We start from the raw sequence: 23,248 nt of genomic DNA on the forward strand, positions 1-23,248 counted from the left end.
CTGTGGTTCCCGGAGCGTCACCTGGAGCCGGGGGGCTCGGCGGCTAGGATCAGGGCGATGAAGGTATTGATCACCGGCGGCGCCGGGTACATCGGCTCGACCGTGGCGACGGCGTGCGAGGAGGCGGGCCACGAACCCGTGCTGCTCGACGACCTGTCGACGGGGCTGCGTGCGTTCGGCCAGGGGCGTCCGCTCTACGTCGGAGACATCGCCGATGCCGCCGTGCTCGATCGCGTGCTCGCCGACCACCCGGACATCGACGCCGTGGTGCACTGCGCCGCTCGGATCGTCGTTCCCGAGTCGGTCGCCGACCCCCTGGGGTACTACGACACGAACGTCGGGAAGACGATCGTGCTGGTCGACCGGTTGCGCCGGGCCGGCATCGAGCGCATCGTGTTCAGCTCGTCCGCCTCGGTCTACGCCGGTGAGAGCGGCGAGGGCGTCGACGAATCGGGCACCCTCGGCCCGGCGAGTCCGTACGCCATGACGAAGGCGATGGTGGAGCGCATCCTTGCCGACACGGCCTCTGCCGGGGGCATCCGCGCGATCGCCCTCCGCTACTTCAACCCGATCGGCGCGGACCCGCGGCTGCGCACCGGTCTGCAGAATCCGCGACCGTCCCACGCGCTCGGCAAGATCATGCAGGCGCGCGCCGAGGGTGTGCCGTTCACGATCACGGGCGTCGACTGGCCCACGCGCGACGGCTCGGGCATCCGCGACTACATCCACGTCTGGGACCTCGCGCTCGCCCACGTCGCCGCCGTCGAGCGGTTCGACACGATCGCTCCGAGCGGCGCGCCGTACCGGATCATCAACGTCGGCGCGGGGGAGGGTGTGACGGTGCGGGAGCTCGTCGCCGCATTCGAAAGGGTGACGGGAGAGTCGCTGCCCACGGTCGAGGCGCCGCGCCGTCCCGGCGATCAGGCGGGAGCCTTCGCCCTGGTGGAGCACGCCGAGGAACTGCTCGGCTGGCGCGCCGAGCGTTCGGTCGACGATGGCGTGCGCGACGCCCTCGCCTGGGCCGAGAAGCTCCCGTCGGTCCTCTGAGACTCAGCCCTGCGATCGCAGGGTCGGGATCGTTCCGGTGTGCGTGGCGTCGATGTTCTCGCGCCACGACCGGGACTGTCCGGCCCGGAGCGCGCAGAGCACGAGCAGGAACCACCCGGCCCCGGCCAGGGTGAAGCTCTCGAACATCGAGTCGACGGCGAGCGTGATCAAGACGATCGGTGTCCAGGCGTAGACCACCGACCGCCGCACGCTCGCGACCAGCCACGACCGCACCACGGCCACCCCGCCGAGCACGAGGAACAGGGCCAGTCCTGCCGAGCCGAGCTGGAGGAGCACGTCGAAGAACGCGTTCAGCGCGCTCTGGTGCCGATCGTCGAGCAGGAAGTTGATGTAGGTGAACGGGTATTCTCCGCGCGCCCATGGGCCGAACCACCCCCAGCCCTCGATCGGCTTCAGCGCGACGAAGTCCAGGATCTCGTTCCACAGGGTCGCCCGGATCGAGAAGTCAGACCCGGCGTCGAGCCAGGCGATGATCCGGTGGCGCAGCACGAAGGCGATCACCAGCGAGACCGCGACCAGCACGCTCAGCGTCCATTGCACGACTCCGCGACGGGCAGGCGCGGCGTGGCGCACGATCGTGAGGGCGGCGGTCACGATGCCGACGGCGGCCGCGAGGACGACGACGGTGGGGGATGCCGAGAGGAAGGCGAGCAGCGCGCCGAGGGCGATCGACGGGACCGCCACGGCGCGCGTCACCGACTGGGTGCGCCACTCGATCACGAACGTGATGAGGGCGATCACGGCCACGAAGCCGAGCATGTTGCGGCTACCGAACAGGCCCTGGATCGGCCCCCCCTCCGCGATGCGTCCCTCGATGGCCAGCGCGGTGAACGGCACGTCCAGCAGGATGCCCGACACGATCTCGAACAGGAGGGAGAGGGAGAGCAGCACGCGGAGGGCATCGCCGAGAGCGCGGACGGTCTGCAGGGTGTCGCGCACATGGCCGACGACGAGCGCGAGGAAGGCGTAGCCGAACAACGCGAACCATCCCAGGAGCGTCTCGGTCTTGTCGGTCGTCCAGATGAGGCTGAGCAGGGCCCACGAGAGGAACGCGTACAGCGAGAAGGGCGCGAGGCGGAGCGGCGAGAGCTCGTCCCGCCGTACCCACAGGATGGCGGCGCCGAGGGCGCAGAGCACGATCACGACGGTGGCGAGCGTCACGGTTGACGTCAGACGCTCGAGGGCGAACGATCCGAGCGCGGCGAGCAGGACCGCGAGGGTGAACGCCCGTGCCATCTCGACGGAACCGAGCAGACGGGTCAGCGGGTGTGCTGCGGTCACGGGACCCGCCGGGGAGCCGTGCCGCGCTCGATGACCTGCTCGCGTTCTCCCACCCCGACCAGCGGGACGGACTTGATCTTGAAGGTGAGCACGACCAGCAGCAGCCAGCCCCACAGCATGATCGGCGTCGACTCCGAGAGCCCTTGCACGAGGAGGACGATGGTGAAGAGGCTCGGCAGCAGCGTGAGAGGCGAGTAGTCGCGATCGGCATCGAGGTCCCAACGGGGACGGTCGACCGCGAAGAACCACGACCTCCAGAGGAGCCCGGCGTAGGCGAGTGCCATGAGGAGCACTCCGATGATGCCGAGCTGAAGGAACACGTCGAGCCACATGTTGTGGGCATGGAAGACGGAGATGCCGTGGTCTTCGATCCACCCCGCGAATGCGGGATCCCCGACGTCCCACGGACTCGAGAAGCCGTTGCCGGCGATCGGATGCTGCACGGCCCGCTCGAGGACCTGGCTCCAGATCTTGTCGGAGCGACCGGTCAGGTCGGCGCTGCGTCCGAGGAGGCCGAGCAGCGGCTCGCGCAGCAGCCAGGCGGCGGCGACCGCCGCGGCGGACCCGCCGATCGCCACGACGTAGACCCGGGTGCGCGCGTTCGGCGTGCGGGCGCGCCGCATGGCGAGGGCCGTGATGAGCACCAGCGCGGCGATCGCGGCGCAGACGAGAGCGGTGGCCGATGCGGTGCGGAAGAGGAAGTAGGCGGCGAGCAGCATCCACAGCGCGAGCGTCGTACGCCAGCGCGCTCGTGCGGCGAACAGCACTCCGAAGGTGATGAGCGCGAACAAGGAGATGATCGCGAGCACGTTCGCGTTGCCGACGATGCCCTGGATGCGTCCGCCGTCGAGCAGGTTGTCGCGCACCCAGTACCACTGCGGGTCGATCTCGCCGTCCGGGCGCTCGAAGAAATTCGGCAGCAGGGGCCCGTGCACCACCAGGGAGACCCATAGCTCCAGGGCGAGCGAGAGCCCCAGGATCCACTTGAACGCCGACGAGAGGGCGCGGACGATCTCCCGCCAGGTCAGGACGTGGGCGATGAAGAGCCCGTTCACGGTGACAGCGGCGAGCAGCAGGCCGGTGACGATCGTCGGCACGCGCCACTGCGACCACGCGACCGACACCAGCGCGAGCGCGGTGTACGCCACGGCGCTCCACGGCAGGCGCCGCCAGCGGAAGGGCTGAGGGCGGTTGCGCACGAGGAGGGGCACGCCGATCGCGAGAGTCGACAGGGTGAGCACGACGAGCACGGTGGCGGCTCCGGTGCGCCCGACCAGGTTGTAGATCGCGCTGTGCGAGAACGTCGCGAAGATGATCACGATGACGTAGCCGCGCAACAGCAGATGGCCCGTCGACTCGCGCTCGGGGGCGGTCGGCGCGGGCGCTGCCGGATGCTTGGTGTACTGGGCCATCGCGATCAGGCTACCGCGCGCGGCCCCGCGCGTCGCTGAGCGCCGTCGCCCGGCTCTACGCTGGGGGTCATGCTGCTTCGCCTGACGAACGTCCCCCGCGACTACGCCTGGGGATCGACCACGCTCCTCGCCGCACTGGAGGGCCGCGGGCCCGCCGACGCACCCGAAGCGGAGGTCTGGTTCGGAGACCACCCCGGCGACCCCGCCGACGTCGACGGTGGGGGCACGCTCGACGCGGTCACCGGCGGGCGCCTCCCGTACCTGCTCAAACTGCTGGCAGCCGCGCAGCCCCTGTCGATCCAGGTGCATCCGACCGTCGAGCAGGCCCGCGCGGGGTGGGAGCGTGAAGCCGGTCTCGCGATGGACGCCCCGGAACGCAACTACCGCGACGCGAACCACAAGCCCGAGCTGCTCGTCGCGCTGAGCGACCGCTTCGAGTCGCTCAGCGGGCTGCGTCCGGTCGGTGAGACGCTGGCGCTACTGGACGGTCTGCCCGACGAGCCCGGTGTGCGCGCGCTCCGCGACCGTCTGAACGGCTCGGGGGACGTGCTGCGCGACACGCTGCGCTGGCTGCTCGACGGCTCCGCCGGCGAGGCGGTCGACGGCATCATCGACGCTGTTCGCGCCGCGGGCGCCGATGCCCCGGCAGCGGTGCAGGCCGTGGCGCGGATCGCCGACACCTACCCGGGCGACCCCGGCGTGGTCGTGGCGTTGCTCATGAACCATCTCGTGCTGCAGCGCGGCGAAGGCGTGTTCCTGCGGGCCGGCCTTCTGCACGCGTACCTCTCGGGTCTCGGAGTGGAGATCATGGCGGCGAGCGACAACGTACTGCGGGGCGGGTTGACCCTGAAGCGGATCGACGTCGCAGAGTTGTTGTCCGTCGTCGATTCCTCGTCGGGCTCTGTGCCCGTGCTGCGGCCGACGGCTGCCGGCCCGATCGCCGAGTACGAGGTGCCGGTGCCCGACTTCGCGCTCCGTCGTGTCGAGGTCGCCGCCGAGCCGCTGGAGGTCGCGGTCGACGGCCCGACGATGATCCTCGCGACGTCGGGGGAGCTCTCGGTGCACGCCGGCGAAAAGCGCCTGGCTCTGCAGGTGGGGACGGCTGCGTTCCTCGATGCGCCCGAGGGCGCGGTGCGGCTGACGGGGCCCGGCGAGGCCTTCGTGGCCGGCCCCGGTCGCTGATGTCTCGGGTCCGCCCGTGGTCCGCCGCCCGCGACACGCCGATGGTGCGCCAAGAACCTTCAAGACTCCGTTGAGGGTTTACGATCCGCGACTTGACCCGGACGAATGACACGGGTGTAATTAGGTGTGCACGGCCCGGAGGGGGGCGCACGAGAGGGTTTGGAGGTCGACATGACGGGATATCGATCCGACGTACCGGAGAACTGGTTCGTCGATCCGGTGAACCTCGGAGTGCCCGGCGCCCGCCGGGTGGAGACGGACGACGACAACGCTCTCGCCTGGCAGACCGATGCCCTCTGCTCGCAGACCGACCCGGAGGCGTTCTTCCCCGAGAAGGGCGGATCCACGCGTGACGCGAAGCGCATCTGCACCTCCTGCGACGTCCGCGGCGAGTGCCTCGAATACGCCCTCGCCAACGACGAGCGCTTCGGCATCTGGGGCGGACTCTCCGAGCGCGAGCGTCGCAAGCTCAAGCGCCGCGCGAGCTGACGCCACGGTTCCGCGGGCCGGAGTGCCTGGAATCGAGAGCTTCGCGGGCGCGCCGGGCGGGCTGACCGTGCGCATGCATCCTGCCGCATAGGCTGACCACGTCATGCCAGCCCGAGTACACGCCATCATCGTCGCGCGCACCGGCCCCTCCGCCCGCGCGCAACTCCTCCGCACCCTCGAGGCTCTCGACGAGCAGACGACCCCGGTCGCCGCCGTCACCCTCGTGATCTGCGGCGACGCCTCGACCGCCCGCACCAGTGAAGCGATCGCCCGCTCCGTCGAAGGCATCATCGAGGCGCGGTCGTCGACCTCCTTCGCAGACGCCATCGCGCTCGCCTCGCCCCGCGTCGCGGAGGGAAGCGCGGTCTGGCTGCTGGCGCACGACACCGCGCCCCACCCGCGTGCCCTGGAGCGGCTGGCCGGGATGCTCGAGCGCTCTCCGTCGGCCGCGATCGTCGCCCCCAAACTGGTCGCCACCGATGACGACCGCGAGATCGTGTCGCTCGGCGTCACGATGACCGCACTGGGCCGCTCGGTCGAGCTCGCGGCGGGCGAGTTGGACCAGGGTCAGCACGACGGTCGCGATGAGGCGCTCGCTGCCGACGTGCGCGGACTCCTCATCCGCAGCGAGGTTCGTGAGGCGCTGCGACCCGACCCGGCGCTCGCCGGAGCAGACGAGGGCCTCGATCTCGGCGTGCGCGCGCGGCTCGGGGGCGGACGAGTCGTGATCGCACCCGGAGCGCGCGTTTCGGTGTCGCCCGACGGTCCCGCGGCTCTGCCTCGCTCGGGGTCGCGCCGTGCTTACGTCACCCGCCTGGCGCAGTTGCATCGACGGCTGGCCTACGCGTCTCCGTTGGCGCTGCCCCTGCACTGGCTGAGCCTCCTGCCCCTGGCTCTCTGGCGGTCGGTGCGCCACCTCGTGGCCAAGCGGCCCGAGGCCGTGCTCCCGGAATGGGGTGCCGCGCTCGTCGCCATGGTGCGCATCCGCGCCATCGCGCAGTCGCGTGCGCGCATCCGTTCGTTCCGCACATCGTCGTGGGCGAGCATCGCACCGCTGCGGGCGACGTCGTCGGAGCTCCGGCGACGGCTCGACGACGGGCACGGGAGCGAGGGTGGAGCATCCGGCGAGTTGCACTTCTTCTCGGGAGGCGGAGCCTGGGCGGTGCTCGCGGCCCTCGTGGTCAGCATCGCCTCCTTCACGAGCCTGCTGGCGTGGCCGGCGCTCGGAGGCGGTGCGCTGCTGCCGCTGCGTCAGACGGTGTCGGCGCTGTGGAAGGACGCCGCGTGGGGCCTTCACGGTCTGGGGGTCGACATCGTCGGTCCGGCCGATCCGTTCGCGGGTGTCGTCGCGGTGCTCGGTTCGCTCTGGCCGGGTGCGCCCTCGTTCGCCGTCGTCCTGCTGTGGGTGTTGGCGCTTCCGCTGGCCGTGTTGGGCGGCTGGTTCGCGGCCACCCGCGTCACCGATCGTCCGGGCCTGCGGATCTTCGCCGGAGTGGCCTGGGCGCTCGCGCCGACCTTTCTGACGGCGCTCGTCGACGGACGACCCACCGGGGTCTTGGTGCATCTCCTGCTGCCATGGCTGTTCCACACCGCCGCCGTGGCGCACCGTTCCTGGGGTGCCGCCGGTGCCGCCTCCCTGCTGCTCGCCGCCGTCGCCGCCTGCTCTCCGTCACTCGCGCCGGCGCTGCTGCTGCTCTGGCTCATCGCGGTGGGCATCACGCTCGGCACGGCGCAGTTCCGCGGGGCCGTGCGACTGCTGTGGCTCCCGGTACCGGGTGCCGTGCTGTTCGCGCCCCTCGTCATCTGGCAGCTGGCGCACGGATCGGCGCTGGCGATCCTCGGCGACCCCGGCCGCATCTGGGCGGGACCGCAGGCCGCCCCGGACGCGCTGGGCCGCCTGGCGCTCGCGACCGGGTTCCCGACGAGCGATCTCGGCGGCTGGCGGGAGATGCTCCCGGCGGACGTCGCCGTCTGGGCACCCGTCCTCTGCGCGCCGCTCGCGCTGCTGGCGTCGGCGGCGGCTGTCGCACCCCGCTGGCGCGCCGGCATCACTCTTCTCGTCGTCGCGCTCACCGGGCTTGTGACGGCGTTCGCCGTCGTCGGCGTCACCGTCGGTTTCGCCCAGGGCATGCCGGTCGCCGTCTGGCCCGGCGCCGCCCTCTCGCTCGCCTGGGCGGGCGTGGTCGGAGCCTCGCTGGTGACGCTCGACACCGCACTCACGCTTCCGCGGGTGCGCGCGGCAGCAGCGCTGACCGCGGCGATCGCGCTCGCGATCTGCGCCGTTCCGGCCCTGACCGCGCTGCACGCCGATCGTTCCGTGCTCACCGATGGTCCGGTGTCGACCTTGCCGGCGTATGTCGCAGCGCAGGCGGCCGGCGACCGGCCCGTCCGCACGCTCGTGCTGACCCCGCAGAACGACGGCGGGGTCGCCACGGAGGTCGTGTGGGGCGCGAGTGAGACGCTCGGCGCGCAGACCACGCTGCTGAGCACCGCGGAAGACGTCGTCGGTACCGACATCAGCGAGTTGGCGGTCGACCTGCTGTCGGCACGCGAGTTCGACGCGGCGAGCAGCCTGGCCGAGCAGGGCGTCAGTTACGTGCTGCTCGCGCACGTCGAGGGTGACGAGTCCGATCGAGCACGTGCTCTGCGCGGTTCGGCGACAACGGCGATCGATCAGCGCCCGGACTTCGTGCACGCCGGTACGACCGAACGCGGTGTGCTGTGGCGTATCGAGGCGGATCCCGCGGCTCCGGCGGCCTTGACCGACGGAGAGCATCGCCAGGCCGGGTTCTTCGTCACGCTGCAGATCGTGGCATTGCTCGCCGCCCTTCTCCTCGCCCTGCCCACGCGCGCCTCGCGTCGCGCGGCCCGCGCGCGGTCTCGCATCGTGGGTCGAGGCGCCGACGAGCCGCTCGTGCTTCCTCGACGCATGGAGGAGCGCCTCGCCGAGGGCGACGACAGTCTGGTTCCTGCCGAGCCGATCGACACGGATGCCGAGCCGATCGAGTCGGCCGAGGCGGACGCCGCCGAGGTCGAGCCGGCAGGCGCTGAGGCCGAGCCGGCAGAGGCAGATGCCGGGCCGAGCAAGCGCACAGAGGCGGATGCCGAGGTATCCGCCGGGGAAGCCCCGCAGCCCGCGGACGTCGCGCTCGACGACGCAGGAGGCACCGAGAACCGACCCGAAGGGCCACAGCGATGAGCCGCGCTCAGACTTTCCGACGGGTGGCGACCGGTGCGCGCATCGCGGTCGGTACCGTCGTCGCCGCCGCCTGCGTCACGGGCGTCGTGCTCGCGATCCACGCGCCCTGGCCTGCGGTGTCGCATGAACCCGCGCAGGTCGACGTGGTGCCGCTCGCCGGTGATCCCGTGCTCGCCTGCACGGGCGACTTGCAGGCGCTCGGCCGCGACTCGTCCGATCCGCTCGCCCTGCGCTCTGCAGGAGCTTTCGATCTCGTCGCCGGGGGCACCGCCGGCGACCCTGCACAGACGGCGATCGCCGCTCCCGACCTGGTCGACGGGGGCGAGGTGCCGCGACTCTCCGACACGGTCGACGGCCGCTCGGCGCCGCTCATCGCCGGCGCCGAGTCGATCACCGCCGCCGCCAGCGACCTGGCGGGGTTCGCGGCGGCACCCTGCGGAGAGGCGCGGCTCGAGTCCTGGCTCGTCGGAGGGAGCGTGGCGACCGGAACGAAAGACCTGATCGTGCTCACCAATGCCTCGTCGGTGACCTCGACCGTCACGCTCTCGGTGCACGGGGAGAGCCGCAGCAACCGCACGCTCGTGATCCCGGCCCGCACGCAGACGACCCTCCCTCTCTCCTCGATCGCCGCGGGCAACACCTCGCCGGTGGTGGAGGTCGCGGCGCAGGGAGCGCCCGTCCGAGCCGTCCTCCAGTCGTCCTTCGTGCGCACGCTCGACCCCGCCGGGATCGATCTGCAGGATGCGGTGGCCGCTCCGCAGCGCTCCCTCGTCGTGCCCGGTGTTCGGGTCTTCGACGGGGAGGGCGACGACGCCGATCTGACGGTGCTGCGGCTGCTGGCCCCCGACGACGCCGGGTCGGCTGTGGTCACGGTGCGCGCGGCGGGATCCCGCTCGTCCGTGCAGGAGTTCACGGTTCCGCTCACCGCCGACCTGCCGACGGACGTCTCGCTCCGCGATCTCCCGGCCGGTTCCTACACGGTCGACGTCGTGTCGGACGCTCCCGTGGTCGCGGGCGTGCGGCAGCAGGACGGCTTCGGCGCGGGCTCGGACTTCGCCTGGAACACGCCCGCGTCGGAGATCACGAGCGAGGCTCTGTTCGCGGTTCCGGCGGGACCGTCCGCGCGGGTGCAGTTCGTCAACCGCGGCGACGACGATGCGACGGTCGAACTCGCGCGCATCGACGGGGATGACGGCGAACAGATCACCGTGCCGTCAGGCGGTTCCGTCGAGGCCGACGTCGAGGCCGGAACGGTCTACCGCCTGACGACGAACGAAGCCGTGCACGCCGGGGTGGCGATGGCCGGAGACGGCGCACTGGCGACGTGGCCGATCGCGCCCAGCGCCGGCGCCGAAGGCAGCATCACGGTCTATCCCTGACGCTGAGGCTCAGTGGTCGTGACCGAGGTCCCAGGGCTCGCGACCGATGTACTCCGCAGCCGCCCGGAACACGGCGCTCTCGACGGCCATCCTCCGGTGCGCGTCGTCGTCGTGGCCCGGGGGCAGCAGGCGCTCGATGGGCAATCGGAACAGGACGATGCGTTCGCGCTCGCGGTCGAGGAACCAGCGGGGCACCTCGTCGCCTCCGTCGAAGCCGGGCATCGAGCCGATCTCGAAACGCACGCTCTGCAGTTCGGGCCAGGTACCCCGCAGGAACTCCACGGCGGTGCCGACCGCCAGGTCGAACCGGTCGAGTCGTCCGTCGAGCGGCGCGAGCGGGGGACGCACGACCTCGCTGCGTCCGAGGCGACCGTGGCGCCCGTGTCGAGTTCCGCGGCGGGAGGCGGCGGGGGCGGCGGCTCGGCGACGGGGCATGAGGAGAGTCTAGGCGGTGTGCCGGCGGTGCTCGGCGTGCCGTCCGAGCGGGCTTGCCGGTCCGGGCATAGCCTGGCGGAGATGGACGGAAGACTCTGCTCGAAGGTCGCCTGCGCCCGCGAGGCGGTCGCCACGCTCACCTACGACTACGGCGACAAGATGGCGGCTCTCGGCCCGCTCGCGCCGGCGTCGCAGCCGCACGCGCATGACCTGTGCGCTCCGCATGCGGACCGGCTCTCGCTGCCGGCCGGCTGGCTCGTGGTGCGGCACGAGGCGCTCCGCGCCTGACCTGCGCGCCCGCGCCCGCGTCCGGCGGGCGTGACGCTCAGACTCCGACGCGGCGGCCCGTGAGCCGCTCGGCGCGCTGATCCGCCGTGACAAGGGCCCGGCGCTCCCGCTCCCGTCGGATGACCGACATCGCCATCAGCACCCGCTCGGGAGCCGCCGCGGGCATGGGGGAGACGAAGGCGGATGCCTCAGAGAGCAGCTCCGCCGCGACCCGCGCGCGTGCCCCGGGCATGAGCTGCGGCGCCCGGACGAGGAACTGGGAGATGCGTCGCGCGAGACGGTCGGGAAGGCGGGCGACATCGGCGACCTGAGCCCATGCGGCGAGCTCGGGCGGCATCACCGGAACGCTCTCGACGAGAGCGGGGGTGCGCACCCGCTGGCTGTACGTCCCGGCGACGAGATCGCCGAGGCGCTGCGACCGTGCGGTCAGCGCGCCGCTGAGCACGGCGAAACCGCCGAACGTCACGTAGATCTCCACGACGCCGAGCAGGCCGCGGATGAAGGCATGCCGGAAGCCGGTGGCGCCGCCGTCGAGACGCACGATGCGGCCGCCCACGGCCAGCTTGCCGAGGCTGCGTCCGTGGGTGAGCATCTCGATGGCGATCGGCACGACGAGGAAGCTCGTGACCAGCGCGGCGATGCTCGCGATGCGATCGGTCGCCTCGGTCATCACCCCCGCATCGATGAGCCAGGTGCGCAGGAACAGCCAGAGGATGAACAGCCCGTAGCCGACCACCATGTCGATGAGCGCCCCGAGCGACCGCATGAGGAAGCCGAGCGGCTGCGCGCCGATCGCGACGGCTTCGCCGGAGAGGACCTCGTCGGACGTATCGATCGGCGCGGACATGAGTACAGTAAATCAGGTGGACGCCGATGCACTGACCGATGCGCGCCGGGCCGAGTGGGCACGTCTCGACGAGCTCAGCAAGGCCCGCCTGGACGGCGACGGCGTGGATGAGCTGATCGTCCGGTATCGGGCCGCCTCGGCCGACCTCGCCGAGCTCAACACCTCCGTCGGCGAGTCGCCGCAGGGCGACTACCTGTCGACGATCCTCGTCCGTGCGCGGCTGCGACTGACGGGAGCATCCGACAGCATCCTCACGCAGGCGGCGCGCTTCTTCGTCGACCAGCTCCCCGCCGCGCTGTACCGACTGCGGTGGACCACCCTCGCGATCGGCGCGGGATTCCTCGCCATCGCCTTCGGCACCGCGTTCTGGATCGCGAGCGATCCGGCGCTGGTCGCCACGCTCGGACCCCCCGAGGCCCTCCAGCAGTACGCGGACGAGAGCTTCACCGGCTACTACACCGAGAACCCGGCGGCCGTGTTCATGGGGATGGTCTGGTTCAACAACGCCTGGATCGCCATGCTCTGCGTGATCATGGGGGTGACCGGCATCTTCCCGGTGTACTCCATGGTCACCAACGCGATGAACGTCGGCCAGGCGGGCGGCATCATGATCGCCCACGGCCAGGGCGACGTCATGCTGCTCTACGTCCTCCCGCACGGGATGCTCGAGCTCACCTGCCTGTTCGTCGCCGCCGCGGCGGGACTGCACATGTTCTGGGCCTGGGTCGCACCGGGCGCCCGGACCCGCGGCGAGTCCCTCGCGGCGCAGGGGCGCGCTCTCGCCACCGTCGCGATCGGCCTGATCTTCGCGCTGCTGCTGGCGGGGCTGGTCGAGGGCTTCGTCACCGGCTGGGCGCTGCCCTGGCCGGTCAAGATCGGAATCGGCGCCGCCGCGCTCGGCGTCTTCCTCTTCTACATGCTGGTCATCGGCGGGCGTGCGGTGCGTCGCGGCGAGACCGGCGATCTCGTCGAGTTCGAAGCGGGCACGCCCCGCCTGCTCGCCGGCTGACGCGTGCTCAGAGGCGACCGGCGGCCTTGAGTTCGAGGTACCGGTCCGCGATCTTCGGGGGAAGCGCCTCGGGGTCGGCCGCGATCGCCTCACCGCCCGCACGGCGGATCGCATCGGCGACGTTCTCCGCGTCGCGGAGCGTGCGTTCCGCCGCGGCGGCGAGGTAGATGTCCTCCCGCGAATCCCGTCGGCGCGCGACCTCGGCGATGCCGTCGTCGGTGACCGAGCCGACGAGCACGGTCGTTGCGCGGGAGGCGGTCGGGAACGCGCCGAGGAAGCCACGGGCGGACTCCGCCGCGTCTTGAGCCGTGAGCACGACGATCAGCGACGGACGCGTCGTGAGCGTGCGGACAGCGCCGAACGCGCCCTGCCAATCGGTGTCGACGAGGCGAGCGTGCACGGGGGCCATCGCGTCGGTGAGCGCCGGGAGCAGGGCGGTTCCCTCGACGCCGGTGACGCGGGCGCGCGCCACCCGGTCGTACATGAGCAGATGCACGTGGTCTCCGGCGCGCGCGGCGAGGGCCGAGAGCAGGAGGGCCGCCTCGAGGGCCGCGTCGGCACGCGTTCCGTCGCCGACGCGCGCCGCTGCCGTGCGACCGGTGTCGATGATGATGACGACGTGCCGATCCCGCTCCGGACGCCAGGTGCGCAGCATGGTGGTCCCCGCACGAGCGGTCGCCCGCCAGTCGATGGAACGCACGTCGTCACCCCGCACATACTCCCGCAGGGAGTCGAACTCCGTGCCCTGGCCGCGCACTTGGATGCTCGTGTTCCCGTCCAGCTCGCGCAGGCGTGCGAGTCTCGACGGCAGGTGCTTGCGCGAGGAGAACGCCGGCAGCACCCGGATCGCCCCGCCTACGCGATGCACGGCCTGGCGTCCGGCGAGCCCGAGAGGACCGCGCGAGCGCACGACGACGAACTCGCTGACCAGCTCGCCGCGTCGGCGGGGGAGGAGGGGGATGTCGATCCGGCGGCGCTCGCCCGGCGGGATCTCGGCCTCCGGCCGTCCGGGGGCCGCTCCCGCCGTCGGCTGCCACGCATCCCGGATCACGGCGCGGAGCACCCGCGTGCCCTGGTTCTGCAGTGCGACGCTCACGGGCACCGGCTCGCCCAGGCGCGTGCGCGCGGGAAGGCGTCGCGTCACCACCACCTGACGGGCGCTCGCCGCTGCGGCGACGTCGACGATCACGAGCAGCACGCAGAGCGCGATCCAGCCGCCGAGCACGGCGTAGGCGGGGTATCCGGCCAGGCCGGCGAGCACGAGCGGGAGGAGGCCCGCCGCGACGACGACGGGGAGACGGCCGGTGACGAACACTTAGATCGGCACCCGGGTCTGCTGGACGACGGAGGTCAGCACGGAGTCGGCCGACACACCCTCCATCTGCGCGTCCGGGCGGAGCTGCAGACGGTGGCGCCACACGGGAACGAGCATGGTCTGCACGTGATCGGGGGTGACCGCGGCCGAGTCGTTGAGCCAGGCCCACGCCTTCGCGGCGGCGAGCAGGCCGGTGGAGGCGCGCGGGCTCGCCCCGAGCTCGACGGAGGGGGACTGCCGCGTGGCGCGGGCGAGGTCCACGACGTAGCCGAGCACATCGTCCGTCACCTGCACGCGTGCGGCGGCCGCCTGGGCCGCCCGGATCTCGTCGGCGGTGACGACCGCCTGCAGTCCGGTCAGCTCCCGCGGCGAGAAGCCGGACGCGTGACGTCGCAGCACCGAGACCTCGGCGTCGCGCTCGGGCATGCCGACGACCAGCTTCATCAGGAAGCGATCCAGCTGCGCCTCGGGCAGGGAGTAGGTGCCCTCGTGCTCGATGGGGTTCTGCGTCGCGGCGACCAGGAACGGGTCGGGCAGCGGTCGGCTCTCGCCGTCGGCCGACACCTGGCGCTCCTCCATCGCTTCGAGCAGCGCGGCCTGGGTCTTCGGCGGCGTGCGGTTGATCTCGTCGGCGAGCAGGATGTTGGTGAAGACGGGCCCCGCACGGAAGTCGAACTCGCCGGTGCGGGCGTCGTACACGAGCGAGCCGGTGACATCGCCGGGCATCAGGTCGGGCGTGAACTGCACGCGCGTGGTGTCGAGCCCGAGCGCGCGGGAGAAGGAGCGCACGACGAGCGTCTTCGCCACACCGGGCACACCCTCCAGGAGCACGTGTCCGCGGGCGAGCAGCGAGACGAGGAGGCCGGTCACGGTGCCGGCCTGTCCCACGACCGCCTTGTCGACCTCGGTGCGCACACGATGCATGGCCTGCCGCAGAGCGGCGTCGTCGGCGGGGTTGTACTCAGCGGTCACGTGATGCCTCGTTCTTCCGTGGTCGTGGTCGTGGTCGTGGTCGTGGTCGTGGTGGGGTCCGGGGTCGCGGCGCCCCGCGGGCGGAGGGTCTCGTCGACGGCCCCCTCCAGGTCAGCCAAGCGGCGGGCGAGTTCGATCAGAGCCGCGTCGTCGGTCGGAGCGGGTCCTCCGAGCAGGCCCTGAAGCGTGCCGCGGGGGACGCGCAGCCGGTCCGCCGCAGCGTCGGCGACCTCGTCGACGATGGCGCGATCGCCGAGCGAGAGGCGGCGGGCGAGTCGCAGCCGTGTGCCCTCGCGCACGGCGACGGACGCATGCGCGGCATCGCCCGCCCTGGCCGTCAGTCGTGCACGGCCCTGCATGGTCTCGGACGCGCGAACGGTGACCGGCAGGGTCTCGGCGACGAGAGGGCCGAAGCGACGCCCGCGCCAGAGCGCCGCCGCCGCTCCGGCGAGCAGGAGCAGCAGGATCGCAGGGGTCACCCAGTCCGGGGTGAGGTCGCCGAGGGTGTCGGGCGTCTGCGCCTCGATGTCGCTGTCGTCGAGCGACGGGACGTACCAGACGACCCGCTCCTCCTGGCCGAGAAGGGCGAGAGCGAGCGCCGCGTTGCCGTCGTCTGCCAGTGCCTCGTTGCTGAAGAGACGGCTGCCGTCGACGGCCGAGATCACGGTGTCGCCCCGATCGGCGACGAGCACGGCGTAGGCGCCGTCATCGCCGAAGCAGCCGGTCACCCCGTCTGACGGCTGCAGGAGCTGGTCGGGGCGGATGCTCCCCACGCGGGCGAACTCGGGCACGTCGCAGCTCGCCTCGACCGACGCGGCGGCACCGGGGGCATAGGAGCCGAGATCGAGTTCGTCGAGCAGGTGCGCGCCGACGGAGAGCAGCACGACCCTCGTCGCGGGCTCGAGCAGGTCGGCGACGCCCTCATCGGTCAGGGTGTAGGGGTTCGCCAGCACGAGAGTCGCGTGGTCGTCGAGCGCGGCGGCCGCTTCGACACGGGAGCGCACCACCTCGACCTCGACTCCGCGATCCCGCAGGGTCTCGGCGAGGGCGAGCGTGCCCGTTCCTCGTGCGCTCTCGGGGTCGAGCGAGCGGTACGAACCGGGAGCCGAGGCGGCCACCTGCAGGCCGACCCAGGCGACGACGACGACGAGCACCCCGACCACGACCCATCCGACGACCGCGCGCACCGGGGACCGACGCGCCTCGGCGGTGGAGGGCGGTGCCTCTGCGACGGCGGTCACGCCGGAACCGCCTCGGGGCGGAGCGCGCGAAGCCGCTCGTCGGTCGCCGCGAGGGTGGCGTAGTCCTCGGCGTGCGCGGGGCGACGCAGGTAGCGCACGTCGTCGAACGCGGTCGCCGCTCGGCGCACGGCGTCCGCCTCGGCGGCGAACACGCCGCTCGCTTCCCGGGCGATGGCCTGTGCGGTGGCCCCGGGCGCGGGGTCGATGAGATCGCGCTCCAGGAGGTCGCGGGCGAGGGCGCGGAACCGGAGCACGACCGCGCTGTCCCAATCCGCGCTGCGAGCCGCCCGCTCGGCGTCGGCGCGCAGTTGCGCGGCGGAACGGTCGTCGGCGGCACCGAGGAGATCCGCGCGTGCACGACGCACCGCGCGGGGACGGCGAGGACGGCCCCAGATGATGAGCGCCGCGACGACGGCGGCCGCGATCACGATGCAGACGATGATCAGGCCGATCGGACCCACGGTGCCGCTGGTGTCGGTGCTGAAGAGGTCGCGGAAGAAGCGCCCGATGTCACGCGCCAGATAGTCGAACCAGGTGGGCCGCGCCTCCGCGTAGCGGGAGTTCGCGAGTTCCTCCTCGGCCCAGCGACGTGCCTCGTCTCCGTCGGGGATGAACAGATCGTCGAGCCGGTGGATCATGCCGTCGTGCCAGCGCCGTCGTCATCCGCGCCGGAGTTCGCGACGGGAGAGGGCGGGGCGGGAGCCGGAGCCGGGGGCTGCGCGTACCCCTGCGGAGGGGTGCCGTAGCCCTGCGGCACGGGTGCCATGTAGCCCTGCGGGGAAGGCGGAGCGTAGCCCTGCGGCACGGCTGCCGTGTAGCCCTGCGGGGAAGGCGGAGCGTAGCCCTGCGGCACGGGTGCCGTGTAGCCCTGCGAGGAAGACCCTGCATAGCTCTGCGGGGGAGAGGCCTGGCCCTGCGAGGGAGGCGCCGCGTAGCCCTGTGGAGGATAGCCGTAACCCTGCGGGGCGGGAGCAGCGTATCCCTGCGCGGCTGCATAGCCCTGGGGCGGGTACGCGTAGCCCTGCGCGGCGATCACGTGTTCGGGTACCTGCCGTGGCGGGGGAGCGCTGGTGACCGCGCGCGCCGGGTCGACGACGTACGGGTCGCCCAGCCGGTCGTCGTCCCACCCTTCGTCTCGCCGCTCGACATGCGCGATGAGCGTGTGGTCGAGCCCTTCGTAGCGCATACGGCAGTCGAGGTACACCAGGGCGCCTCCGGTCGACTGCACGACCTGGGCGACGGCCTGCAGTGCGAGGACGAGGATCTGCGGCACCAGAGCGAGCAGCACCATCCCCAGGATCGCACTCGGTTCGGGGTCACCCGTCGGGGCGACGATGCCGATGAGCATGGGGCTGAGGAACGAGGCGGGGATGCTCACGACCTGCATCGCGGTGCCCATGATGATGCCGATCAGAGCGGTGACGCCGAAGGCCACCCAGAATCGCCCTCGCGTCAGGCGCCAGGAGCGCACGATCGCCTCGCGCAGGCGCGCCCGCTCGAGCACCAGGATCGACGGCACGAGAAGGAGCTTCGTGCCGAGCCAGATGTAGAGCGGGATGCTCCCGAGCACGAAGATCACGACGACCAGGATCACGACGCCCACGACGTCGGTGCCGCTCGCGACTCCTCCCGCCACGAGCCCCACGATGAGGAGGGCGGCGATCGTGAAGACCCCGAACACGGCGGCGGCGAGGATCAGGGAGTAGGCGGCGAGCCGCCAGAACGAGGGAGCCATCCGCCGCCAGAGCATGCGCAGTGTCGCCTTCGTGCCGACCGCGGCGAAACCGATGTCGGCCGCGACCACTCCCTGCACCATGGCGGTGAAGGCGACCGAGGCGAGGGCGACGATGATCGCGGCGACGATGTTGATCGCGATGGTGCCGCTCAGCACCGCTTCGAAGTCGGGTGATGCCGGGGTGAGCGTCTCGAGGCGCGAGAACGTGGTGAATAGCACGACGCCCATGAGCGCCGCCGTCACCAGCACGACGATCAGCTGCACCATGACCGCGAACCCGAAGAGCACCCGGGGGTTGTGCCGCAGGGCGGCGAAGGCCTTGCCGAGGATGGTGCCGAAAGACAGCGGATGCAGGGGGATGATGCCCTTCTTCGGGGCAGGGGTCCAGGTCTGGACGCTCACAAGCACTCCCTCCGTCGTGCGCTCCCATCGTGCCATACCCCCGCGCTGGTGCGCGGACCTGGGGAACGTGAGACCGGGTGCCATAAGGTAACAGGTATGACCTCACGCATCCTCGTGGTCGACGACGACACCGCGCTCGCCGAGATGATCGGCATCGTGCTGCGTACGGAGGGTTTCGAGCCTGTCTTCTGCGCCGACGGTGCGCAGGCCGTCGAGGCGTGGCGCACGCAGCGGCCCGATCTCGTGCTGCTCGACCTGATGCTCCCCGGCATGGACGGAATCGAGATCTGCACTCGCATCCGCGCGGAATCCGGCGTGCCCGTCATCATGCTCACCGCGCGCAGCGACACCGCAGACGTGGTCCGGGGCCTCGAGGTCGGCGCTGACGACTACATGGTCAAGCCCTTCAATCCCAAAGAGCTCGTCGCGCGCATCCGCACCCGCCTGCGTCCCGCGCCGACGACCGGCAGCGAGCAGCTGCGCGTGGGCGACCTGACGGTCGATGTCGACGCGCACGAGGTGCGCCGCGGCGACGCTCCCATCCCCCTCACGCCGCTGGAGTTCCAGCTGTTGGTGGCGCTGGCCTCGAAGCCGCAGCAGGTCTTCTCGCGCGAGATGCTGCTCGAGCAGGTCTGGGGGTATCACTACAAGGCCGACACGCGCCTGGTGAACGTGCACGTCCAGCGCCTTCGCGCGAAGGTCGAGCTCGACCCCGACAACCCCCGCATCGTCATGACGGTCCGGGGCGTCGGCTACCGCGCTGGGAGTGCCGTCTAGGCGAGGCATGGCCGCTACGAACGCGACCACCACGACGGTCGCCGTCCTGCGCGACTGGCGAGGCTGGCCGACCCTTCTCGCGGCGTCCTGGCGTCGCTCGTTGCGCTTCCGCACCCTCGCGGTCACCCTCGTCGCCACATCGCTGGCGATCTTCATCACGTGCGTGACGATGGCGCTCGTGATCCAGAACGACCTGTTCGTCTCCCGCAAGAACCAGGCCCTCGAAGACGCTCGTCGTGCGGTCGACATCGCCCAGAGCACGTTCGACGTCGCCGAGGTGGGCGACGATCCCGCGGCGCTGGCCGACCTGTGGAACTCCGTGCAGGAGGGCATCGCGCGCAACTCCAACGCCGACCTGCTCACCGGCATCCGCATCGACTCCGATGCCGACGCCGTTCGTCTCAACGGCTTCACCGCCGGGCTCAGCGCGAGCCTCCTCAGCGACGGTCTGCGCGCACGCGTCGTGAAGTTCGACGACCGGCAGGCGTGGCAGTCGGTCGCGCTGCCCGTCGACGGCGGCGGTGAGGTCCCGGGGATCATCGTCGGTCAGCAGCTGGTCGTCCCCGAGGCTGGACCCTTCGAGATCTACGTCGCCTACGACCTGTCGGATGCTGACCAGACGCTCGTGTTCGTGCAGCGCACCCTGTGGATCGCGGGCATCGGCCTGGTCGCGATCGTCGCCACCATCTCGTGGTTCGTGCTCCGCACGGTCTCGACACCGATCATCCAGGCCGCCGAGACGAGCGCCCGCCTCGCCTCGGGCGACCTCGGGGTCCGGCTCGAGGTGCACGGCGAGGACGAGCTCGCCACACTCGGTCGCTCCTTCAACGCGATGGCCGACAGCATCGAGGCGCAGATCAAGGAACTGGGCGAGCTGTCGCTCGTGCAGCAGCGCTTCGTCTCCGACGTGTCGCACGAGCTGCGCACCCCGCTGACGACGATCCGGCTCGCGGCCGACATGCTCAACGATCAGCGGGAGGACTTCGATCCGATCACCGCCCGCGCGGCGGAACTCATGCACGCACAGGTGCAGCGCTTCGAGACGCTGCTGGCGGACCTGCTCGAGATCAGCCGATACGACGCGGGTTCCGTCCAGCTCGAACTCGAGGCGACGAGCCTCGCCCACGTGGCGGAAGACGTGATCGAGCAGATGCGCCCACTCGCCGACGGTCACGGATCGGAGCTGCGTCTGGTCGCACCGGGCGGCTATTCACCGGTCGACATGGACCCGCGGCGCGTGCGTCGCGTTCTGCGGAACCTCATCGGCAATGCGATCGAGCACGGAGAGGGGCGGCCGATCGTGGTCACGGTCGACAGCAACCAGCACGCGGTGGCCGCCGGAGTGCGCGACTCGGGCCTGGGGATGTCGCCCGCCGACGCCGAGCGGGTCTTCGACCGGTTCTGGCGCGCAGACCCCTCGCGGCAGCGCACGATCGGCGGCACCGGTCTCGGCCTGTCGATCGCCCTCGGCGACGCGATGCTGCACGGGGGAACGCTCGCCGTGTGGTCGGAGATCGGCGTGGGCACGAACTTCGTCCTGACCCTGCCCCGGCACGGCACCGAGCTGGACGGCCCGAGCCCGATCCCCGTCGAGCCGCAGCAACCGCTCGCCGAGCTGGGCGACGCGACGCAGCCGATCTCGCTCGCCGAGCTCCGCGATGCGACGGGAGACCTGCGATGACGGGGAGGCTGCGTCGTCTGCTGCGCGCCGGCGCCCTCGCCGCGGCGACGGCTCTTATGCTGAGCGCCTGCACCGGACTTCCGACGAACGGCGACGTCAACGTGGGTCTCGAGCTGGGGGAGTCGCCGGACGACACCGACTTCCTCCCCCTCGCCTCGGGGCCGGCGCCGGGAGCCGACCCGCAGGAGATCGTCGAGGGCTTCATGGAGGCGTCGATCACCCCGGCCGACAATTGGGAGATCGCGCGTCGATTCCTCACGCCGGACATGCAACGCGACTGGCGCCCGGGGACGGGCGTGTCGATCGACGCGTCCGCCATCGAGCGCTCGGTCTCGTCGAACGTCGCCGAGGACGACGACGAGGCGCAGGAGGCCGGCGTCGACGTCGTGCTCGCCCAGGTCGCCAGCGTCGACGCGGCGGGCGCGTACTCGTCGTCGCCCGGGTCGTCGAACCTGGCCTTCGCGCTCGAGCGCACGAACGGTGAGTGGCGGATCTCCCAGGCGCCGGACGGGGTCGTGATCGATCAGGACCGATTCGCCAAAGTGTTCGAGGGCTACCCGCTGCAGTATTTCGACAGCACGTGGTCGCGGCTGGTGCCCGACCTGCGGTGGTTCCCCCGACGGGCGAGCATCGCGACCACGGTGACCCGGGCGCTGATCGGCGGGGAGCCGAGCGCCTGGCTCGATCCGGCCGTGCAGTCGGCGTTCCCGGCCGACGTGCAACTCGCGCAGGACGCGGTGCCGATCAACGCGAACCAGGTCGCCGAGGTCGCTCTCACCCGGCCCGCCTCCAGCCTCGACTCGGCCACGCTCGCGCGGATGCGCACGCAACTGCAGGCGACCCTCCAGGCTTCGGGGGTGCACGTCGCGCAGGTGCGCTTCACGGTCGACGGCCGTGGCCTCGACGCCGGCATCGTGAGCGTCGTCGATCCGCCCGCCGACACGGGGCCGCTGGTGCTGCTCGATGGTGCGTTCGGGTCGATCGTCGGCGACGAGGTGGTGCCGATCGACGCCATCAGCGAGGAGCTCACGGGCATCGCGCAGCCGATCGTGACGATCGACGTCGCGGCGGACGACACCCGTGCGGCCGTGCAGCTCTCCGACCGTCACGTGTACCTCGTCTCGGATGGTCGCGTCGACGAGCTCGACCTCCGCGACGGCCTCGTCGCGCCGTCGCTCGACCCCTACGGCTACACCTGGTCCGTGCCTTCCGGCGCCCCCGCCGCGCTCACGGCGTGGAGCTCGGAGGTGGCGGAGCAGAAGATCGCGGATGCCTGGCCGGACGCATCGTCGGTGGAGGCGATCCGTGTCTCGGCGGACGGGGCGCGCATCGCCGCGGTCATCACCGTCGGTGCGCAACGGTGGGCGGTGGTCTCGGCCATCGTCCGCGACGAGGACGGGACACCGACGGCCATCGGCGAGATGACGCAGCTCCGGCGCATCGACGCCGCCGTCGACGGGCTCGTGTGGATCGGCGACTACCGGATCGGTCTTCTCGTCGACCCGGAGAGCCCCGAACTCGTCACGCAGATGGTGGGCGGCGTCGGCTTCGCGGAGTCGAGCCCCGCCGGAGCGACCGCCCTCGCCGGGGCGCGTAGCGCAGCGGGCGTCCGTGTTCTCGATACCGATGGCGCCCTGTTCACCCACGCCGGCTCGGCCTGGCGCGAGATCGCGACCGGCGTGGCGGTGCTGGCCACCCGGGCCGGGCAGTAGTCACTCGTCCTGCACTCGGGAGCCGCCGGGTCGATCATCCACACGGCGGAGGGGGTCGCCCCCGCTGGACGTCGTTCCCGGGGAGGATCACGGGATGACCTCCCGACTGACCGACCTGATCGACGAGATCCTCGCTCTCGTGCTGGCCGCCTCGTGTGCCGGATGCGACCGCATCGGTGCGGTGCTCTGCCCGTCCTGCCGGCGGGCGCTGAGGGCTGCGCCGCTCACCGTTCGCACGCCCGGCGGGCAGAGCGTGCGCGCGGCGATGGAGTTCACCGGGGTGGGCGCGCGTTGCATCCGGGCGCTCAAAGGGGCGGGGCAGACGCGGCTCGCGGCGCCCCTGGGCGCGGCGCTCGCCGCCGTGATCGATCTGGAGGGCCTCGACGGCGTCGTGCCGATCCCGACGTCGCGCGCAGCGTTCCGCGCTCGCGGATACCGGGTTCCCGAGACCCTGCTGCGCGCCGCCGGCGCCTCACCCCTGCGTATGCTCCGCCACGTCGGGCGGCACCGCGATCAGCGCGGCGCCGGGGTCGAGGAGCGTGCTCGGAACGTGCGGGGGAGCTTCGTCGCGCGCCCGACGCGCGCCACCCGTGTCGTCCTGATGGACGATGTCGTGACGACCGGGGCCACGCTCGATGAGGGCTGTCGAGTGCTGGGCGAGGCGGGAGTCGAGGTCGTCGGGGCGATCGCGCTCGCCGCCACGCCGAGGAGATTCCGATTCCCGGCGGACTCTGCGGCGACTCACCCGTGACACGGAGGAAGCCGACCGTGACATCCACCGGCAACCGGACTAGCGTGGGGGGTCACAAGGCGACCACGGTCCG

At 71.7% G+C, this 23,248-nt stretch carries 20 protein-coding genes; 11 read left to right on the plus strand and 9 right to left on the minus strand.

Annotated elements, in window-relative coordinates; translation table 11 throughout:
- Window positions 1-57: 57 nt before the first annotated feature.
- A complete protein-coding gene (gene galE / locus RWS82_RS02500; RefSeq protein WP_314646537.1) occupies window positions 58-1,047 on the plus strand; it encodes a UDP-glucose 4-epimerase GalE in 990 nt (329 codons plus the stop codon).
- A gap of 3 nt (window positions 1,048-1,050) precedes the next feature.
- On the opposite strand, the gene RWS82_RS02505 is transcribed toward galE, so the two are convergent.
- Both RWS82_RS02505 and RWS82_RS02510 read right to left on the minus strand, forming a co-directional pair.
- Window positions 1,051-2,349, minus strand: a complete 1,299-nt coding sequence (locus RWS82_RS02505) for an O-antigen ligase family protein (RefSeq protein ID WP_314646539.1) — start codon at window positions 2,347-2,349, stop codon at window positions 1,051-1,053.
- Window positions 2,346-3,761, minus strand: a complete 1,416-nt coding sequence (locus RWS82_RS02510) for an O-antigen ligase family protein (protein ID WP_314646542.1) — start codon at window positions 3,759-3,761, stop codon at window positions 2,346-2,348. Before RWS82_RS02510 ends, RWS82_RS02505 begins: the two co-directional genes overlap by 4 nt.
- A gap of 69 nt (window positions 3,762-3,830) precedes the next feature.
- On the opposite strand from RWS82_RS02510, the gene manA reads away from it, so the two are divergent.
- The 4 genes from manA (at window position 3,831) to RWS82_RS02530 (ending at window position 10,010) form a co-directional block, all read left to right on the plus strand.
- Window positions 3,831-4,943: a mannose-6-phosphate isomerase, class I gene (gene manA / locus RWS82_RS02515; protein ID WP_314646543.1), complete on the plus strand. Its 1,113-nt coding sequence runs from the start codon at window positions 3,831-3,833 to the stop codon at window positions 4,941-4,943.
- Window positions 4,944-5,114: 171 nt separating this feature from the next.
- Window positions 5,115-5,432, plus strand: coding sequence for a WhiB family transcriptional regulator (locus RWS82_RS02520; RefSeq protein WP_314646544.1), 318 nt, complete (start codon window positions 5,115-5,117; stop codon window positions 5,430-5,432).
- A gap of 103 nt (window positions 5,433-5,535) precedes the next feature.
- Complete coding sequence (locus RWS82_RS02525; protein ID WP_314646545.1) at window positions 5,536-8,631, plus strand: glycosyltransferase; 3,096 nt, start codon at window positions 5,536-5,538, stop codon at window positions 8,629-8,631.
- Window positions 8,628-10,010 carry a DUF5719 family protein gene (locus RWS82_RS02530; RefSeq protein WP_314646546.1) on the plus strand — a complete coding sequence of 461 codons (1,383 nt, stop codon included), beginning with the start codon at window positions 8,628-8,630 and terminating at the stop codon, window positions 10,008-10,010. The genes RWS82_RS02525 and RWS82_RS02530 overlap by 4 nt, the downstream gene beginning before the upstream one ends.
- A 9-nt stretch (window positions 10,011-10,019) precedes the next feature.
- Here RWS82_RS02530 and RWS82_RS02535 read toward each other — a convergent pair whose 3' ends face one another.
- Window positions 10,020-10,445, minus strand: a complete 426-nt coding sequence (locus RWS82_RS02535; RefSeq protein ID WP_314646547.1) for a metallopeptidase family protein — start codon at window positions 10,443-10,445, stop codon at window positions 10,020-10,022.
- Between the two features lie 81 nt (window positions 10,446-10,526).
- On the opposite strand from RWS82_RS02535, the gene RWS82_RS02540 reads away from it, so the two are divergent.
- Window positions 10,527-10,733 (plus strand): DUF3499 family protein, encoded by a 207-nt coding sequence (locus RWS82_RS02540; protein ID WP_314646548.1) that lies wholly within the window; start codon window positions 10,527-10,529, stop codon window positions 10,731-10,733.
- A 37-nt stretch (window positions 10,734-10,770) separates the two neighbouring features.
- Here RWS82_RS02540 and RWS82_RS02545 read toward each other — a convergent pair whose 3' ends face one another.
- Window positions 10,771-11,580: an RDD family protein gene (locus RWS82_RS02545; RefSeq protein WP_314646551.1), complete on the minus strand. Its 810-nt coding sequence runs from the start codon at window positions 11,578-11,580 to the stop codon at window positions 10,771-10,773.
- Between the two features lie 16 nt (window positions 11,581-11,596).
- Here RWS82_RS02545 and RWS82_RS02550 point away from each other — a divergent pair, with 16 nt between their 5' ends.
- Window positions 11,597-12,589 (plus strand): stage II sporulation protein M, encoded by a 993-nt coding sequence (locus tag RWS82_RS02550; protein WP_314646554.1) that lies wholly within the window; start codon window positions 11,597-11,599, stop codon window positions 12,587-12,589.
- Window positions 12,590-12,596: 7 nt separating this feature from the next.
- On the opposite strand, the gene RWS82_RS02555 is transcribed toward RWS82_RS02550, so the two are convergent.
- From RWS82_RS02555 to RWS82_RS02575, 5 genes are read right to left on the minus strand one after another with little or no spacing between them, the layout of a single operon-like run.
- Complete coding sequence (locus RWS82_RS02555) at window positions 12,597-13,904, minus strand: DUF58 domain-containing protein (protein ID WP_314646557.1); 1,308 nt, start codon at window positions 13,902-13,904, stop codon at window positions 12,597-12,599.
- The gene (locus RWS82_RS02560; protein ID WP_314648160.1) at window positions 13,905-14,828 is read right to left on the minus strand and encodes a MoxR family ATPase; all 924 of its coding nucleotides are present in this window, start codon (window positions 14,826-14,828) and stop codon (window positions 13,905-13,907) included. It abuts the gene before it with no gap.
- A gap of 44 nt (window positions 14,829-14,872) precedes the next feature.
- Window positions 14,873-16,117: a DUF4350 domain-containing protein gene (locus tag RWS82_RS02565; RefSeq protein WP_314646560.1), complete on the minus strand. Its 1,245-nt coding sequence runs from the start codon at window positions 16,115-16,117 to the stop codon at window positions 14,873-14,875.
- Entirely contained in the window at window positions 16,114-16,755 is a 642-nt protein-coding gene (locus tag RWS82_RS02570; protein ID WP_314646562.1) for a DUF4129 domain-containing protein, read from the minus strand. The genes RWS82_RS02565 and RWS82_RS02570 overlap by 4 nt, the downstream gene beginning before the upstream one ends.
- Window positions 16,752-18,254, minus strand: coding sequence for a hypothetical protein (locus RWS82_RS02575; RefSeq protein WP_314646566.1), 1,503 nt, complete (start codon window positions 18,252-18,254; stop codon window positions 16,752-16,754). The genes RWS82_RS02570 and RWS82_RS02575 overlap by 4 nt, the downstream gene beginning before the upstream one ends.
- 96 nt (window positions 18,255-18,350) lie before the next feature.
- On the opposite strand from RWS82_RS02575, the gene mtrA reads away from it, so the two are divergent.
- The 4 genes from mtrA to RWS82_RS02595 all read left to right on the plus strand — a co-directional run bounded on the left by mtrA (window position 18,351) and on the right by RWS82_RS02595 (window position 23,175).
- Window positions 18,351-19,031, plus strand: coding sequence for an MtrAB system response regulator MtrA (mtrA, locus tag RWS82_RS02580; protein WP_314646569.1), 681 nt, complete (start codon window positions 18,351-18,353; stop codon window positions 19,029-19,031).
- 7 nt (window positions 19,032-19,038) lie between these two features.
- On the plus strand, window positions 19,039-20,712 hold the full coding sequence (gene mtrB, locus RWS82_RS02585) for an MtrAB system histidine kinase MtrB (RefSeq protein ID WP_314646571.1): 1,674 nt from the start codon (window positions 19,039-19,041) through the stop codon (window positions 20,710-20,712).
- Entirely contained in the window at window positions 20,709-22,424 is a 1,716-nt protein-coding gene (locus RWS82_RS02590) for a GerMN domain-containing protein (RefSeq protein WP_314646573.1), read from the plus strand. Before mtrB ends, RWS82_RS02590 begins: the two co-directional genes overlap by 4 nt.
- 94 nt (window positions 22,425-22,518) lie before the next feature.
- Window positions 22,519-23,175 carry a phosphoribosyltransferase family protein gene (locus tag RWS82_RS02595; protein WP_314646575.1) on the plus strand — a complete coding sequence of 219 codons (657 nt, stop codon included), beginning with the start codon at window positions 22,519-22,521 and terminating at the stop codon, window positions 23,173-23,175.
- The last annotated feature ends 73 nt before the right edge of the window (window positions 23,176-23,248 follow it).

This window comes from uncultured Microbacterium sp. (genome assembly GCF_963528945.1).
Classification (GTDB): Bacteria; Actinomycetota; Actinomycetes; order Actinomycetales; family Microbacteriaceae; genus Microbacterium.